This is a genomic window from Flavobacterium panacis, assembly GCF_024649945.1.
Classification (GTDB): domain Bacteria; phylum Bacteroidota; class Bacteroidia; order Flavobacteriales; family Flavobacteriaceae; genus Flavobacterium; species Flavobacterium panacis.
Genome location: NZ_JANKMS010000008.1, coordinates 219688 through 233781, shown reverse-complemented (window position 1 = coordinate 233781; position 14094 = coordinate 219688). Strand labels below are relative to the sequence as shown.

The window sequence follows — 14094 nt, the reverse complement described above, 5'->3', positions numbered from 1 at the left end:
CATGAAATTGTCTCTTGCCACAGATGATAAGATTAAAAATGATTTTTATTTACTCTATAAGATTCGACAATCAAAAATTAATTCGTGAAAATTCGTGAAATTTGTGGCAAAAAAATCTATGTAAATCATTTAATCTGTGGCAATTTTTTTAAATATTTGGTTTGTCTTTAGAACTAAAAGCCGTTAAAAGCAAATAACTTATTAAACCAACCGTTAATGCTGAAACGGATGCTAAAATAAGACTTCCGACGATATATTGAGCTGCATTTTTTTGAATATCGTCAAACGTCATTGAACTATCTAAAATTAATGGCGCATCGCTAGAAACAAAAACGCTTCCAATTTTTAAAGAACCATATATGATAAGCGGAATGAATGGCGGGAAACTTACATTGGATGTCAAAAAAGCAATGACTTTATTGAGCCTGAATAAAGCTGCAAGCGTAAAAAGCAAGATAGTTTGAAATCCCCAGAAAGGCGAAAGTCCAATAAAAATTCCCAAAGCAATAGCTGCCGATTTTTTAAAATTAGAATCAGAACTTTCTAAAATATCTTCAAGGAAGAATTTTTTAAAGCCTTTTTTTTTTGCTTTTCTAAAGAAATCTCGAGGCTTAATGTATAACAATGCGTTGGTTACCAAAACTGTATTTAAAATACTAATTCGTGTAAAATCTTGAAATGGACGAAAATGCGAAACCCTTTCAGCAGGATCATACAAAACCTGAATAGGAATATTTTTAACAACAATTCCTTTCCAAGCGGCACGAACAATCACTTCAATTTCAAATTCGAATTTATTGGTATAAAAACTTTTTGGCAACAATCTAAGCGGATATAATCTAAACCCAGATTGTGTGTCGTCTAACTTGATCCCAGTTTCAAACTTGAACCAGAAATTAGAAAACTTGTTTCCGAAACTGCTCTTTTTGGGAACATTTTCCTGAGTCATATTTCGGCTTCCAATCAACAGCGTATTTGGTTCTTCTTGAATGGCTTCTAAGAAAACAGGAATATCAGATGCAAAATGCTGTCCGTCAGAATCGATTGTGATGGCGTATTCAAAATTCAATTCCAAAGCTTTTCTAAATCCATTACGAAGCGCACGGCCTTTTCCTAAATTTTTAGGATGATGAATTTGCGTGAGCTGCGAAAATTGTTTTAAAATTTCGCTTGTAGAATCGGTCGCACCATCATTTACAATAATAACATTTGAGGTGAAATCTAAAATAGAATCCAGTACTTTTTTCAGTGTTTTTTCATTATTATACGTAGGTACAATAACGCAAAAGTTGATCGAATTAAGCAATTCCTGCTGTGATTTCATGAGATTTTTTTTGAGCTTACTTTACAAATTGCTTCTCTTTTTCAGAGAAACTTTTAGATTGTAAAACGAAGTCTTTAAGATATTCTTTCAAAGCTGCACCTTGCGCTGCATAATACGTTGTAATGAATTTTTTATCTTCTTTGATATTTTTCTTGTAACCCGTAATACCTGGAACATCTTCCTGAACGCTCAGTCTGATCATTCTCATTTCGATATTACTTGGATCGCTTTTTATGGTGGCTTCAAGAAGTTTAGCACCTTCTTTAAAACGCTCAATTTTTTCACCTAATTTTTTCTCAAACTTAGAATCTACCAGAATAGAAGCCGCTTTGTAAGCCACTAAAATTTTATCATCATTATGAGAAATGCCAGCAAGTTTTGCTACAAACTCTTTAGCATTTGCTTCTGATTTTGCCACGTCTGGATAAACTTTTCGAATAGAAGCTAGATCAGGTGCTCCCACAAAATTTACCCATAAAAGTAAGGTCAGTAGTAATTTCATAATTATATTTTTTTGTACACATTGCTCAGTTTAAGAGCAGTCGTGTCGTTAAAGTAAGTCGTGTTTTTCACTTTTACCAAACCGTCTTCAGTAGTTGTAATATCAAGTTCCAAACGTAATTCTGGATTAACTTCTGGATTAATAAGCGCCATGAATTTTACATTTGCCAAAGACTGAATCATCAAGGAACTTTTAGTAATAGATTCTGTAAGTTCTTTGATAATCTGAATCATGCAAACACCAGGCATAATTGGATTTCCAGGGAAATGTCCTTTAAAAACCTCATGTTTTTCATTGACTAAAATCGTAACATTATATTTTGAATCGGAGATTTTCTCTTCCGATAGTATTTTGTAAAAATCTTTTAAAATCATAATTTTTATTTTCCAAATGAATAGGAAACTCCCAACTGAAAATTAATATTTGTATTATAATCTCCAAACAAATAATAATTATTGGAGTCGTTTTGATAATAATCACTACTCAAAACATCAAGCAGACCTTTCTTAAATCGAGCTTCAAATGTCAATCCCGAAGGAAGTGCATAAGCAACTCCTAAAACCAGACCAAGATCATTTTGTGCTTTTCTAACTGCCAGATTATCATTTAACAGAACATCTAAAGTTGGCCCCGCCTGAAACTGAATTCCTTGCGGAAGCGTAAACTTGTTGATCACAGAAATTGACAAATAGTTTATTTCAAGATCTAAATGTTCTGTTCTATTCGTTTGAGTATTTTCATCAAAATAATTTCGGGCTACATTATTAGAACCTTGTCTAGTGTAATTAATCTCCGGTTGTAGCGCATAAAGTTTTGTGATTTTAATTTCGGCAAAACCACCCGCATAAAAATCAGTTTTATAATCGGCATGCATTTCAGAAATCGTAGAAAAACTAAATCCACCTCTTAAACCGGGTTTAACACTCATTTGGGCTTTTAGATTTAAAACTGCAAAAAAAACAGCAATAAAAAGTAATATTCTTCTATTCATGTTTTTTTATTTTGTCTTAAACTTATAACTGATACCAATTTGAAAAACCTGATTTAAAATGGCGTCATCAGTGTAATATCCGTCGTTATTGTAATAATCATAGCCATAAATATCAACCAATCCTTGTTTAATTCTCGCTTCAAATGTAAGACCGTTTGGAAGTGTATAACCAATACCTCCAACTATTGCTAAATCTAAATCTTCCGGTTTAGAATTGATGTAATTATCACCAACTTTAAAATCTAAAGACGGACCTGCCAACAGGTGAAAACCTCCACCATTAAAGTTAAATTTAGCAACCGCTCCAAACGTTATATAATTTAGCTCGTAATTTACATAACGATAACTGCCATTGTTGAAATATTCTCTTCCTTCATCACCTTGTCTAGAATACGTAATCTCTGGCTGTAAAGAGAAAAATTTATTGAATCTGATATCCACTAATCCACCAACATAAAAATCGGTTTTAGAATTATTGTCATCAATATTGGTTAATGTTGAGACGTTCAAACCTCCTCTAAGTCCTGGACTTACTCTTACCTGCGCTTCTGATTTTATTCCGATGAATAAAACAAATGCAATTACAATAAATTTTCTCATTTCTAATTGATTTAAAGTTTATGGTTAGTTTAATTTTCTATTCTGATTTGAAATAATTCAGTTCAATTTTTAATTTAATATTCTGATGAATTATCTGAATCTTTTCAGCAAAAATATTGTTTTCTGAACTGAAAAGCAGTGTAAATTTTTCTTTTGTTTTAGACGCGTGAACGATCTTTTCTAATTTTTGCTCTTTTTTGGAGATGAAAATATAATTGTCTCGTTTGCCATCTTTCGATTTGTAAATGTCTGCCGATTCATTTTCAAATTCTTCCTGAATCAAATATTGTTTTTTTAGAAGAAGTCTGAAATCTTCTTTTAAAGTATTAATCAATATTTTTCGATCCAATTCTGAAACAATCGAATTGACTTTAAAATCGTTTTCCGAAATTTCAAAATCCATTAATTTGTTGCCGAATTCTGTTGTAAAAACAATTCGATGTGTCGTATCATTTATTTTCTTGGCAATGAAAATTCCCGACAATTCATTTCCGTAAACACTGATATTGGTTTTGTAAACATAATCGGTTTTTGAATCGGAAAAGTACGGAACTTCTACAGCCGTTTTGTCTAATTTTTTAGATGTATAGTTTTTTGTGACTGAGCCACAAGAAACTAAAACAATTGCCAGAAGACAATTAATTAGTAAAAACTGAATCGTCGATTTTTGCATTGATCACTTTATTTTTGAGTACAATTCGTGTATAATCTTCAGATGATTCTAATAATTTTACCTGAACCACAGTTGCTTCTTCTTTGTCAAAAGTCAGTTCAATCTGTTTGATGTATTTTTTCAGCGTCGCATCTTTCGGAAGAAACTTAGCTAGATTTTGTCCTTTTAGTTTAAAATAGGAAATCGTAAATTCTTTATCGTCAAACATATTACCGCTTACACTTCCCACAATTAATTTGTTGATGCGGGCAAAGATTTTACTGTTTCCAATATCAACAGCACTTTTCTTTCCTTCATCATTAATCAGGATTTTTCCGTTTTTGAAAGTAATGCTGTAATTGTATGGTTTTTTATATTGCCATTGCAGAAGTGAAGGTTCTTTAAAAATCATTTTTCCCGAAGTTTCAATGTCTTTCGATAAAAAATCCAAATGTTTGTACTGAACAAAATCAGTACTTAATGTTTTGATTTTTTTTGCCACTACATTGACGTCTTCTTTAAATTGTGCAATTTCTGCTGCAGTCATTTTTTGTTCTTGCGCAGATAAACTGAAATTTAAAACGGTAAAAAATAAGAATAAAAATATTTTAGTTCGCATAAGCTTTAAGATTCAAAAGTTCTTCAATTGAAACGACTTGATAATTATTTTGCTGTAAAAATTGCAAAAACTGTTCCAAGACTAACACAGAATGTTTTCCTGTATCATGCAAAAGTACGATTCCGCCGGGAGAAACGCGTTTTTTAATTCGATTCAAAATTGATTCCACATCTGTAGTTCCTCCGTCAAGCGAACGAATATTCCATCCAATGACTTTGTGTCCAGTGATTTTCAAAGCTCTTCGAATCGACGGCGTTGTAACTCCGTAAGGCGGACGAAAAAAGTTTATTTTTTTGGAAGTGAATTTCTCCAGAAGCTGATCTGTTTTCTGAAGTTCTTCGGTTATTCTTTTGGCATTATAAAAATCAAAAAATTTAGAATGTGAATACGAATGATTTCCAACCAAATGTCCTTCAGAAATTACTTTTTGAATAATTTCAGGATGTGTTTCGATATTTTTTCCAATGCAGAAAAAAGTCGCTTTGACATTGTATTTTTTTAAAAGTTCTAAAACTTCCAAAGTATAAATGCTCGGACCATCATCAAAAGTAAGCGCTATTTTTTTTTCTTTTTCTAAAGGATTATGGCAAAAGGCTTTTACATGGTAATTGGATGAAATTCTAGAAGAACCCAAAGCATTTATTCCAAGCCAAAGAAAAATTACAGCCAAATACAACCCTATATTTATTGGCATCAAAAAGTTTCCAAGAAACATTAAAAGCAATAAAAGGATAAAAAATATCGAGATGTTTTTATGCGTTATCATTTTGAAAGTAACGTAAAACTATGATTTTTGCCACTTAATTGATTGTACAATAAAATAGTTTTGTAAGCTGGTTTTGCAACCGAATTTACTTTTGTAATTTCTGGAATTTCTTGCGTTTTCAAAATTTTAGAAGCCATCCAGAAAGCAAATGCCGAAGCTGTATCATATTCTCCGCTTAAATGTTTGTAATATAAAACAGGCGTTTGAGCAAAAGCATTTTCAGTCAGATTTCTATAATAATTTTCAAAATTGACATTTCCGTCAAAACCTAAAACCAAAGCATCAATATCTGAAATTTCTAAATTATTTGATTTTAGAAAAGATACAATTTCTGCTTCAACTTCATTTTCTTCTAAAGTATTGACAATAGCAACATCCAAAAGTTCGGCGTATGTGTTGTCTTTTCTTTCATTTTCTAAAACAAAAAAACTAGCACCTTCTCCATAAACGGCACCACTTGTAGTAGAAGTTAAAACATCGTAAGGAGCCGAATTATCTTTTTTGATTCTTCCATTTAATTTGAAAAGGGCAGTAGTATAATCGCCATTTTCATCAACACCGCCAACTAAAATTGAATTTGCTTCGTCTTCTTCAATCTGCATTTTCGCATCCAAAAGTGCCGATTCAAAAGAAACTGCGCCATTCACGTAAGTGAAATTGTAACCTTTGCATTGCTGTAAAAGCGCAATTTGCGCACCAACGGTATTGTGAGTCGATTGGATAAAAGAAGTTGGAGTCAAGAACTCTTCTTTATTATCTAAAATACTTTTCAGGAATTTTTCAGAATCTTCAATACAACCTAAACCAGTTCCGGTAATAATCGCATCGACATTCTCAATGTTTGCATCTTTCATGGCTAAAGTCGAAGCAACAATTCCGTTTTTTACACCTTTTGCCATTCTACGGCTTGCAGCAGGCGAAATATATTCTTTGTAAGCTGGCGGTACTATTGCCAGTACATTTTGGTCATGATTTATAACAGCTTCTTCCAAAAAAACAGTATCAAATGTTTTTTGAGTCGAAATACAGCCTACTCCATTTATATATGTTTTCTTCATTAGCTTTTTGAAAATATAAGGGTTGAACAGTTTCCTCCAAATCCGAAAGAATTCGATAAAACATGTTCGATAGTTTTATTTTTTGCAACAGTTTGTGGTGTCAAATCAAATTCTTCCATTTGAGTTTCAAAATTCAAATTTGGATACACCACATTGTTTTGAATGGCCAAAACACTGTAAACAGCTTCAATTGCAGCAGCGGCTGCTAAAGTGTGCCCCGTAAAAGGTTTTGTAGAACTGAAATCTGGAACTTTTTCGTCTTCGTAAATTCGTTTTAAAGCTCTTCCTTCAGATAAATCATTGTTTGGCGTTGCGGTTCCGTGTACGTTGATATAATCAATTTCAGAAGGTTTTAAGCCTGAAACTTCAAATGCTTTTTTCATTGCCAAATAAGCACCGTCTCCATTTTCTGAAGAGGCCGTTTGGTGGTAAGCGTCATTTGCATTTCCGTAACCCGAAACTCTTGCCAGTACTTTTTTGTTTTGTTTGGCAACAACTTCATCTGATTCTAAAACTAGAAAAGCTGCAGCTTCTCCAAGATTTAATCCTTTTCTATTATTGTCGAAAGGTTTGTTGTAATCGTCAGATAAAATCATCAAAGTTTTAAATCCGTTGATGGTGAATTTTGCCAAAGCATCGGCTCCACCTACAATTACGCGATCTAATTTTCCTGTTTTGATTAATCTTGCGCCCAGCATAATTGAATTGGCTGCAGATGAACAAGCGGTACTAATGGTTGTTACCATTCCTTTTAAACCTAATTCTTCCGCAATTTTTTCGGCAACATCACCACCGTCATGGCAGGTAATATATTTAACCAATTCTGGTTTTTCGAAATAATCGTAATAATGTTTCTCTGTCATGTCCATTCCGCCCACGCTTGTAGCCGAAATAAGTCCAGTTCTAAATTCATTGATAGCAGTAATGCCGGCATTTTCAACAGCTTGTTTTGCTGCCAAAGTACCAATCATAGCGGTTCTGGAGAAATTATTATTCTCGTTTAACTGCAGTTCATTGATCAGTTCTTCGTTGGTTTTTTTGATTTCGCCAACTTTGATCACATCTGCATGAACCGTCGAAATATTTTGAATGCGAGAAACACCGATTTTATTTTCGATCAACGAAAGATAATTTTCCTCAACCGAATTACCAATCGCAGAAATAATTCCCATTCCCGTTATAGCAACACCCTTCATCTAATTTTAGATTTATGATTTTAGATTTTAGATTAAACTTTGCGTCTTCGCGTCTTTGCGAGCAAATTTCTCACAGTTAAGTGAAAGAAGCTTGTAATTTAATTTCGCAAAGTCGCAGAGTCGCAAAGTTTTTTAAGCTTTTTTAAATAGCAACTCTTTGACAAAGTTTATGCAAATTACTTCGTTCTATTTGCGCTGATATATGCTGCCATAGTTTCGATAGATTGGAAAATTGTTTTTCCTTCTTTCGGGTCAACTAATTTAATTCCGTAATCTTTATCTAAAATCACGATCAATTCAAGTGCATCAATTGAGTCTAAACCTAAACCGTCTCCAAACAAAGGATCGTTATCTGCAATGTCTTCAACTGCGATATCTTCAAGGTTTAAAGTAGTTATGATTTTGTTTTTTAATTCTTCTTTTAATGCTTCCATGATTATTTATTGTATAATGTATTGATAGTTTCGTTTTTATATTCTGTGCTTTCTGTTCTACTAATGGTACAAAGAAAGGCTTTATAACTGTCATTAAAAAATTCTACCCAACCGCATAAAACTACATCTGCCTTATTCGTATTCAGAAGAATATTAGAATAATTGGACATAAATTCGGTGTTAAAGGTGTCAAATATAAAGAAAGAATTCTCACTTTTTAGCTGATGACGGATACTTATTTCGCCCAAACAAATATTTGGTAGCGTATAAACAAAAACCGCCGGACTCGGAAAATAATTTTCTTTGTCTGAAATGGATTCCTGATATTTTACATCGGTATCTAAACTTGATGATTTATTGGCCAAAACCAAAGCGATATTATTTTCCTCTTTTGTTGAGGTAATCGGACTCAAAAGCAGTTCTGATCCTAAAAAAGCCAGTTTGCTCAAAGCATCCATTTTGAAAAATTTTGGATACTGCATTTCAAAATTACGATACGCTTGTTTGGCGAAATCTGCAAAATCGGTTGGTTCAATTTTGAATACAGAAGTTCCATTGAGAACAATTTCGTTGTTTTCAATTTTGATGTAGGATTGTATGTTGGTTTTGTTTGTCATTTTTTTAATTTAAACACGAATTTCACGAATTGACACCGATTATTTCGTGAAAATTTGTGTAATTAGTGTTTCACTTTTTCAAAAACCACAGCTGTATTACAACCTCCAAAACCAGAAGCTGTTTTTAGGAAATATTCAATATTCTTTTCTTCGTTTTTCTCAATTACATTAATAGATTCGCTTACACCAATTTCATCAAAACCTTTAGATTCAAAAAGCGTATTTTGATTGGCAGATTCTATCGCGATAACCGTTTCCAATAATCCAGAAGCACCTAATGTATGACCATAAAATCCTTTTAAACTATTAATGGGAACGTTTTTTAAATCCAAACGATTTAAAGCAATCGCTTCCATTTCGTCGTTATAAGGTGTTGCTGTTCCGTGTGCTGAAATATAATCTAATTTGGTTGCTTCAATTTGAGCTTCTTTCAATGCATTCTGAATACTTCTAAACAAACCTTCACCTGTTCTTGATGGACCTGAAATATGATTCGCATCGTTTATCGAACTGTCGCCAATTACTTTTATTTTGGCGTTTTTGGCTTCCGCCGAAACCAAAACGGCTGCAGTTGCTTCGCCTAAACTTACGCCTGTTCTGTTTTTAGAATAGGGTTTGCAGGGCAGTTCGCTCATCGCTTGAAAAGCATTAAAACCAGACAAAACAAATTCTGAAACTTCATCACCAGCCACAACAAAAATGTTATCATAAAGCTCGGACTTAATCATTCTTTTGGCAACAGAAACGGCTAAAATTCCAGAAACACAAGCATTTGAAACTACAATTGGCTGTGTTTGAAATCCGAAGAAATCAGCAATATTTTTTGCCAAAACATCTAAATGTGCGTTGTTAAAGCTTTCCTCAGAATTGTGTTGTAAAGCCGTTACATTTCCTTTTGTGGTAGAAAGTATAAAAGCAGTTTTTGAGTTTAATTCGACTTTAGAATTTCTGATAATCGGTTCTAAAGCCAAAATCATCATTTTTTCTAAACGGGAATATTTTGTCTCAGCGCTGATTTTTGCAAAAGCGCTGTTTATTTTTTCATTGTTGATAATCGACGCATAAAATGAATTCGGCATCAAAGAAACATCGTTATGGAGCTGAATTCCAGAATCGCCACGAAGAATCGCTTCGATGTTCGATTCCACATCAAAACCTAAAGGCGTGATACAATTCGTTTCGGTAATGTATATTTCTCTTATCATTTTATTTCTCGATTTCTCCTGTAAGGTTTTCAAAACCTTGTAGGTATATTTATTTTAACACATAGAAACATAGTTTTTGTTTACTTAAAAAAGGCATTTCATTTATTTAAACAAACATAGCTATGTGTAAAATCTAGATTTTATTTACGTCTTTTTATTGACTTTTAAATTCTATGATTCTATGTGTTTAATTTTTTTGCTCGCAGATCTAGCAGATTTACACTGATTTTTAATTTGTGAAAATTTGTGTAATTCGTGGCTAAAAAACTATTTCAATAGACCAACTTTCCTTTTCCATTCCTCATAAAAAGGAGGATTCGTCAGCATTAAATTCCCTTCATTATCTAAAAAAACCTGAACAGTCTCTCCCGTGCAAGCCACTTCTCCTTTATCATCAATAATTTTAAAACGGTAAATCATTTTGGCAGCTGGCGTGTCAACAACCGTTGTTTCAATTGTAACCACATCACCATAACGCAAAGACAATTTATGTTCGCAAGTCGATTTTACGATTGGCGTCGTGTAACCCGTAGCGGCAATATCCAAATAGGTAAGTCCGTGTTCACGTCCAAATGCTTCGCGTCCATCTTCAAAATACGTGATATAGTTTCCGTGCCAAACAATTCCAAGCGGATCTGTTTCGTTAAAACGAATTCTGATTTCGTGTGAAACGGTCAAGTCTGTAGCCTCGTTAAACTGCTCTTTTCTTTTTATCATAAAATAATGCGATGGAAGTTGTAATAATGAAAAACAAAAATAACAAACTTATTTTTGGAATGATTTCGACGAAAGAAACGCTGCGAAGCAACACGTCATAAAAAGCTTCTAATCCCCAGTTCATTGGAGAAGATTTTGCTATATACTGCATGACTTTTGGCATGGCGAAAACAGGAACCCAAACGCCTCCAATTGCAGCCAAAATGATCACACTTGTGGCACCAAAAGGAGCAGATTGTTCTTGCGTGCTTGCAACAGTTCCTAATAAAATTCCGAAGCCGATTGCTGCAAAACCTGAAAATAAGGCCACAACACTGGTCAAAAAGAAATGTCCTTCGATATTTAAAGAAGGCAGTCCGATGGATGGAAATAAGAAAACGGCAACGGCAACCATCATATAAAACTGAATCATACAAATGATCGAGTAAGTAATGGTTTTTCCAATAATCACAATTAAATTGGAAACAGGATTGGTTCTTAATCGAACAAAAGTTCCTTGTGATTTTTCTTTTACAATATTGATTGATAACGGAATCACAATAAAAAAGATAGCAAAAAGTGTCCAAGCCGGAACGTTGTGTTGAACGGAATTCGGACGAACTTCTTTGTTGTTGATTCTCGGAATTATTTCTTTAAAAGAAATAAAACTTTTTTGCTCAAAATCGATTGTGTCTTCTCCTAATTGTTTTTGGAAAGTCGAATAAATCGATTTGGTTTCAATCTGCGAAATCATTTTGTCGATCGAACTCATCACCGCATTTTTGAAACTCATTTGAACGGCTGGATCAAAATATAGTTTTACTTCTTTTTCTTTAATAACACGCTGAGGTTCTGCAGTTACAGTACTATCAGTCAAACCTAAATTACTGACGATTTTCTCTACATTCTGATCCACTTTTGCTTGTAAATCAGAACTTAGATTTTCTGGAATTACAATTGCCAATTGGAATTTTCCTTTGTACACATTTTCTCTGGCAATTTCTTCGGTAATCGGTTGATTGTCAATTTGTGTTACAACAGTAAAATAGCTGCTTTTTTCTAAATTTTCAAAAACAGTTTTCGAAACAGATCCTTTGTCTTTATCGACTAAAAGAATTTGAATTTTAGAATCGGTTACTGCTTTAAAAGTACTGTCTTGAATTAAGGTTACGGCAATGACCAAAACCAAAGGCATGATGAATAAAATAATCAATCCGCCTAAATCTCTTTTTAGCAAAAGGAATTCTTTTACTACCGACATCCAAATTTTATATACCATCTCTCAACGCTTTACCAGTTAATGAAATAAAAACATCTTCAAGATTTCGAGCATCTTTTGTTTCTTCAATCAATGCTGATGGAGTTGCCTGCGCATAAATCTGTCCCTGATCTAAAATGGCGATTTGCGTACAGAAATCTTCGGCTTCAGCCAAATGATGCGATGTATAAATAATGGTTGTTCCGTTTTGGTTTAAAACTTTCAAATAATCGATGATGGCCGTTTTAGAATGTACATCAACACCAACAGTTGGTTCATCCAAAAACAAAACTTTTGGTTTATGCAGAATTCCCGCAATCAGGTTCACACGACGTTTCATTCCGCCAGAAAAAGTTTGAACTTGTTTATCGGCAAATTTCAATAAACCTAAAAGATCTAAAGCTTCAATCACTTTGTCTTTTAAATCAGAACCTTTTAAACCATACATACTTCCAAAATAAAGCAGATTTTCTCTAGCAGTCAAAGTCGGATACAAAGCATATTCTTGAGGAACAACGCCTATAATTTTTTTAATTTTTGAGGAATGATGCTGATAATCTAAACCATCAATTGTAAAATGTCCTGAAGTTGGTTTTACCAATCCGCAAAGCATGGAAATTAAAGTGGTTTTTCCAGCGCCGTTAGGTCCAAGTAAACCAAAAATCTGACCTTCATTTATGTTTAGCGAAACATTGTTCAAAGAATACATTTCTGCATTTTTGTACTTTTTCGAAAGGGATTCTATTTGAATGATAGACTGCAAAATATGATTTTAGCTGATTGCTTTTTTTAGTTTTTTGAAAAAGATTTCTTCTCTATTGGCAATGTCCAAAAGTTCATCGGCAATAGTATTGTAAGCATCTTCTTTAGCACTTCTGTTTTTGTAAATTCTTGAAGCTTCAACAGCAAAATCACGCCATGAATCTCCAATTTTTGTCATTTCTTTAGAAAGTTCTTTTAGTTCTTCGTTACCCAAAATAACCGAAGCTTCCTGTAAAAATGCGGCATAAATAAAACGGAAACCACCGCCTCCAGTTCCAATTTCTTCTTGCATACGAACCATTTGCGCCAAGTAATGATTGGCTTTTTTAGTTCCGTGTTTTATTGGCCATTTTCTAATTTGCTTCGAAACAAATTTGATACCGCGAACACCAACAATTGGCATTGGTGCCAACATATCTCGGCATGTATTTTTAATTCCTTTAATGATGGCGCTTTTTAAGTCAACGTCTTTTGGAATCTGAATCGGATAGTACATTTGGCCTCGAGGCGCAAAAGCGCCTTTGGCAAAACGTACTTTATTCATGTCTTCGTAAGTTAAAGTCGTAACGGTTTCCATAACAGGATCGCTCACTAAATATTCGGTTTCGGTTTTTCCGTAAACAACTAAATTGTGTGCATTGAAATGAAAACGATATTCGTCTGGAAAATAACTTAAATTGTAAACTCCAACCTGTAATCCTGTTGGAATATTATTTTTTAAATTTTCGTCTAAAGCTTTATTTGCATTTGATATAGAAGAAAATTTTTGTCTTTTTATTTTTAAATGTAAACGATTGGCAACTTTATTGAAAATCTGTCCTGGCAAAGTTCTATAACTAATTGCGGGTGCATAATTCACTTTTATGAAAGGCAGATATACAAAAAATAATCCTGAGCCAATACCAAAAACCATCGGTTCGCTGATGTTTAGTCCGCTATTTTTTAGCAGATTTGACGCTACTCCATTCTCGCAATGAGCAGACTGATGATGTGTGAAAGTTAATTCCATTTATTTGGTAATGCTGTTTTTTAATTCTTCGATTGATACTTCAAAAGTATCCGCGTATTTCTGCAGAATTTTATCACTTAAAGTTGCAAAAACACTCGGTTTAAAATGTCTTTTTACACGCCATTTCCAGAATCCTACATAGCTGGATAAAATCGTAAGATCCATTTTATTGACTTCCATAAAATACACAATTGGACTTACTTCGCCATCTAAAACTTGTTGTTTGGCATCGGCAATTCTTTCGTTTATTTCGTCAATAGAATTGGAAAGTGCAATTGTTTTTGGCTCCCAACCGGTACTTAAGGTTGTAGTATAATTACCGTTTTCGTCGGTTGCGTATAAAAGCTCTTTTACGTTGTTTTTCGTTAAGTTACTTTGGTCTTGAGGTACTTTATCTTTTTCCAT

18 protein-coding genes are annotated in these 14094 nt (G+C 33.4%); all 18 read right to left on the bottom strand.

The window, feature by feature from the left end; all coding sequences use genetic code 11:
* Nucleotides 1-148: 148 nt before the first annotated feature.
* Nucleotides 149-1324 (bottom strand): DUF2062 domain-containing protein, encoded by a 1176-nt coding sequence (locus tag NQQ59_RS17725; RefSeq protein ID WP_257698404.1) that lies wholly within the window; start codon nt 1322-1324, stop codon nt 149-151.
* 16 nt (nt 1325-1340) lie between these two features.
* Nucleotides 1341-1826: a hypothetical protein gene (locus NQQ59_RS17720; protein ID WP_144216290.1), complete on the bottom strand. Its 486-nt coding sequence runs from the start codon at nt 1824-1826 to the stop codon at nt 1341-1343.
* A gap of 2 nt (nt 1827-1828) precedes the next feature.
* The gene (locus tag NQQ59_RS17715) at nt 1829-2200 is read right to left on the bottom strand and encodes a 3-hydroxyacyl-ACP dehydratase (protein ID WP_144216288.1); all 372 of its coding nucleotides are present in this window, start codon (nt 2198-2200) and stop codon (nt 1829-1831) included.
* Between the two features lie 5 nt (nt 2201-2205).
* On the bottom strand, nt 2206-2817 hold the full coding sequence (locus tag NQQ59_RS17710) for an outer membrane beta-barrel protein (RefSeq protein ID WP_144216286.1): 612 nt from the start codon (nt 2815-2817) through the stop codon (nt 2206-2208).
* A gap of 6 nt (nt 2818-2823) precedes the next feature.
* Entirely contained in the window at nt 2824-3417 is a 594-nt protein-coding gene (locus tag NQQ59_RS17705; protein WP_144216284.1) for a porin family protein, read from the bottom strand.
* 37 nt (nt 3418-3454) lie between these two features.
* Complete coding sequence (locus NQQ59_RS17700) at nt 3455-4090, bottom strand: hypothetical protein (RefSeq protein ID WP_144216282.1); 636 nt, start codon at nt 4088-4090, stop codon at nt 3455-3457.
* Complete coding sequence (locus tag NQQ59_RS17695) at nt 4056-4688, bottom strand: outer membrane lipoprotein carrier protein LolA (RefSeq protein ID WP_144216280.1); 633 nt, start codon at nt 4686-4688, stop codon at nt 4056-4058. Before NQQ59_RS17695 ends, NQQ59_RS17700 begins: the two co-directional genes overlap by 35 nt.
* Nucleotides 4678-5454, bottom strand: a complete 777-nt coding sequence (locus NQQ59_RS17690; RefSeq protein WP_144216278.1) for a polysaccharide deacetylase family protein — start codon at nt 5452-5454, stop codon at nt 4678-4680. Before NQQ59_RS17690 ends, NQQ59_RS17695 begins: the two co-directional genes overlap by 11 nt.
* Complete coding sequence (locus tag NQQ59_RS17685; RefSeq protein ID WP_144216276.1) at nt 5451-6512, bottom strand: beta-ketoacyl synthase N-terminal-like domain-containing protein; 1062 nt, start codon at nt 6510-6512, stop codon at nt 5451-5453. Before NQQ59_RS17685 ends, NQQ59_RS17690 begins: the two co-directional genes overlap by 4 nt.
* Complete coding sequence (locus NQQ59_RS17680; RefSeq protein WP_144216274.1) at nt 6512-7708, bottom strand: beta-ketoacyl-[acyl-carrier-protein] synthase family protein; 1197 nt, start codon at nt 7706-7708, stop codon at nt 6512-6514. The genes NQQ59_RS17685 and NQQ59_RS17680 overlap by 1 nt, the downstream gene beginning before the upstream one ends.
* A gap of 176 nt (nt 7709-7884) precedes the next feature.
* Nucleotides 7885-8142 carry a phosphopantetheine-binding protein gene (locus tag NQQ59_RS17675; protein ID WP_068841663.1) on the bottom strand — a complete coding sequence of 86 codons (258 nt, stop codon included), beginning with the start codon at nt 8140-8142 and terminating at the stop codon, nt 7885-7887.
* A 2-nt stretch (nt 8143-8144) separates the two neighbouring features.
* Entirely contained in the window at nt 8145-8759 is a 615-nt protein-coding gene (locus NQQ59_RS17670; RefSeq protein WP_144216272.1) for a 3-oxoacyl-ACP synthase, read from the bottom strand.
* Nucleotides 8760-8821: 62 nt separating this feature from the next.
* Nucleotides 8822-9964, bottom strand: a complete 1143-nt coding sequence (locus NQQ59_RS17665; protein WP_144216270.1) for a beta-ketoacyl synthase N-terminal-like domain-containing protein — start codon at nt 9962-9964, stop codon at nt 8822-8824.
* A gap of 267 nt (nt 9965-10231) precedes the next feature.
* On the bottom strand, nt 10232-10681 hold the full coding sequence (locus tag NQQ59_RS17660; protein WP_144216268.1) for an acyl-CoA thioesterase: 450 nt from the start codon (nt 10679-10681) through the stop codon (nt 10232-10234).
* Nucleotides 10656-11939: an ABC transporter permease gene (locus tag NQQ59_RS17655; protein ID WP_186296602.1), complete on the bottom strand. Its 1284-nt coding sequence runs from the start codon at nt 11937-11939 to the stop codon at nt 10656-10658. Before NQQ59_RS17655 ends, NQQ59_RS17660 begins: the two co-directional genes overlap by 26 nt.
* On the bottom strand, nt 11929-12627 hold the full coding sequence (locus tag NQQ59_RS17650) for an ABC transporter ATP-binding protein (protein WP_186296601.1): 699 nt from the start codon (nt 12625-12627) through the stop codon (nt 11929-11931). Before NQQ59_RS17650 ends, NQQ59_RS17655 begins: the two co-directional genes overlap by 11 nt.
* 63 nt (nt 12628-12690) lie before the next feature.
* Nucleotides 12691-13689 (bottom strand): BtrH N-terminal domain-containing protein, encoded by a 999-nt coding sequence (locus tag NQQ59_RS17645; RefSeq protein ID WP_144216264.1) that lies wholly within the window; start codon nt 13687-13689, stop codon nt 12691-12693.
* The gene (locus NQQ59_RS17640) at nt 13690-14094 is read right to left on the bottom strand and encodes a hypothetical protein (RefSeq protein ID WP_144216262.1); all 405 of its coding nucleotides are present in this window, start codon (nt 14092-14094) and stop codon (nt 13690-13692) included. It abuts the gene before it with no gap.

Coding starts and splice junctions, on each gene's coding strand:
- NQQ59_RS17725 (WP_257698404.1), bottom strand. CDS start 1,324: ATGAAATCACAGCAGGAATTGCTTAATTCGATCAACTTTTGCGTTATT.
- NQQ59_RS17720 (WP_144216290.1), bottom strand. CDS start 1,826: ATGAAATTACTACTGACCTTACTTTTATGGGTAAATTTTGTGGGAGCA.
- NQQ59_RS17715 (WP_144216288.1), bottom strand. CDS start 2,200: ATGATTTTAAAAGATTTTTACAAAATACTATCGGAAGAGAAAATCTCC.
- NQQ59_RS17710 (WP_144216286.1), bottom strand. CDS start 2,817: ATGAATAGAAGAATATTACTTTTTATTGCTGTTTTTTTTGCAGTTTTA.
- NQQ59_RS17705 (WP_144216284.1), bottom strand. CDS start 3,417: ATGAGAAAATTTATTGTAATTGCATTTGTTTTATTCATCGGAATAAAA.
- NQQ59_RS17700 (WP_144216282.1), bottom strand. CDS start 4,090: ATGCAAAAATCGACGATTCAGTTTTTACTAATTAATTGTCTTCTGGCA.
- NQQ59_RS17695 (WP_144216280.1), bottom strand. CDS start 4,688: ATGCGAACTAAAATATTTTTATTCTTATTTTTTACCGTTTTAAATTTC.
- NQQ59_RS17690 (WP_144216278.1), bottom strand. CDS start 5,454: ATGATAACGCATAAAAACATCTCGATATTTTTTATCCTTTTATTGCTT.
- NQQ59_RS17685 (WP_144216276.1), bottom strand. CDS start 6,512: ATGAAGAAAACATATATAAATGGAGTAGGCTGTATTTCGACTCAAAAA.
- NQQ59_RS17680 (WP_144216274.1), bottom strand. CDS start 7,708: ATGAAGGGTGTTGCTATAACGGGAATGGGAATTATTTCTGCGATTGGT.
- NQQ59_RS17675 (WP_068841663.1), bottom strand. CDS start 8,142: ATGGAAGCATTAAAAGAAGAATTAAAAAACAAAATCATAACTACTTTA.
- NQQ59_RS17670 (WP_144216272.1), bottom strand. CDS start 8,759: ATGACAAACAAAACCAACATACAATCCTACATCAAAATTGAAAACAAC.
- NQQ59_RS17665 (WP_144216270.1), bottom strand. CDS start 9,964: ATGATAAGAGAAATATACATTACCGAAACGAATTGTATCACGCCTTTA.
- NQQ59_RS17660 (WP_144216268.1), bottom strand. CDS start 10,681: ATGATAAAAAGAAAAGAGCAGTTTAACGAGGCTACAGACTTGACCGTT.
- NQQ59_RS17655 (WP_186296602.1), bottom strand. CDS start 11,939: ATGGTATATAAAATTTGGATGTCGGTAGTAAAAGAATTCCTTTTGCTA.
- NQQ59_RS17650 (WP_186296601.1), bottom strand. CDS start 12,627: ATGTATTCTTTGAACAATGTTTCGCTAAACATAAATGAAGGTCAGATT.
- NQQ59_RS17645 (WP_144216264.1), bottom strand. CDS start 13,689: ATGGAATTAACTTTCACACATCATCAGTCTGCTCATTGCGAGAATGGA.
- NQQ59_RS17640 (WP_144216262.1), bottom strand. CDS start 14,094: ATGGAAAAAGATAAAGTACCTCAAGACCAAAGTAACTTAACGAAAAAC.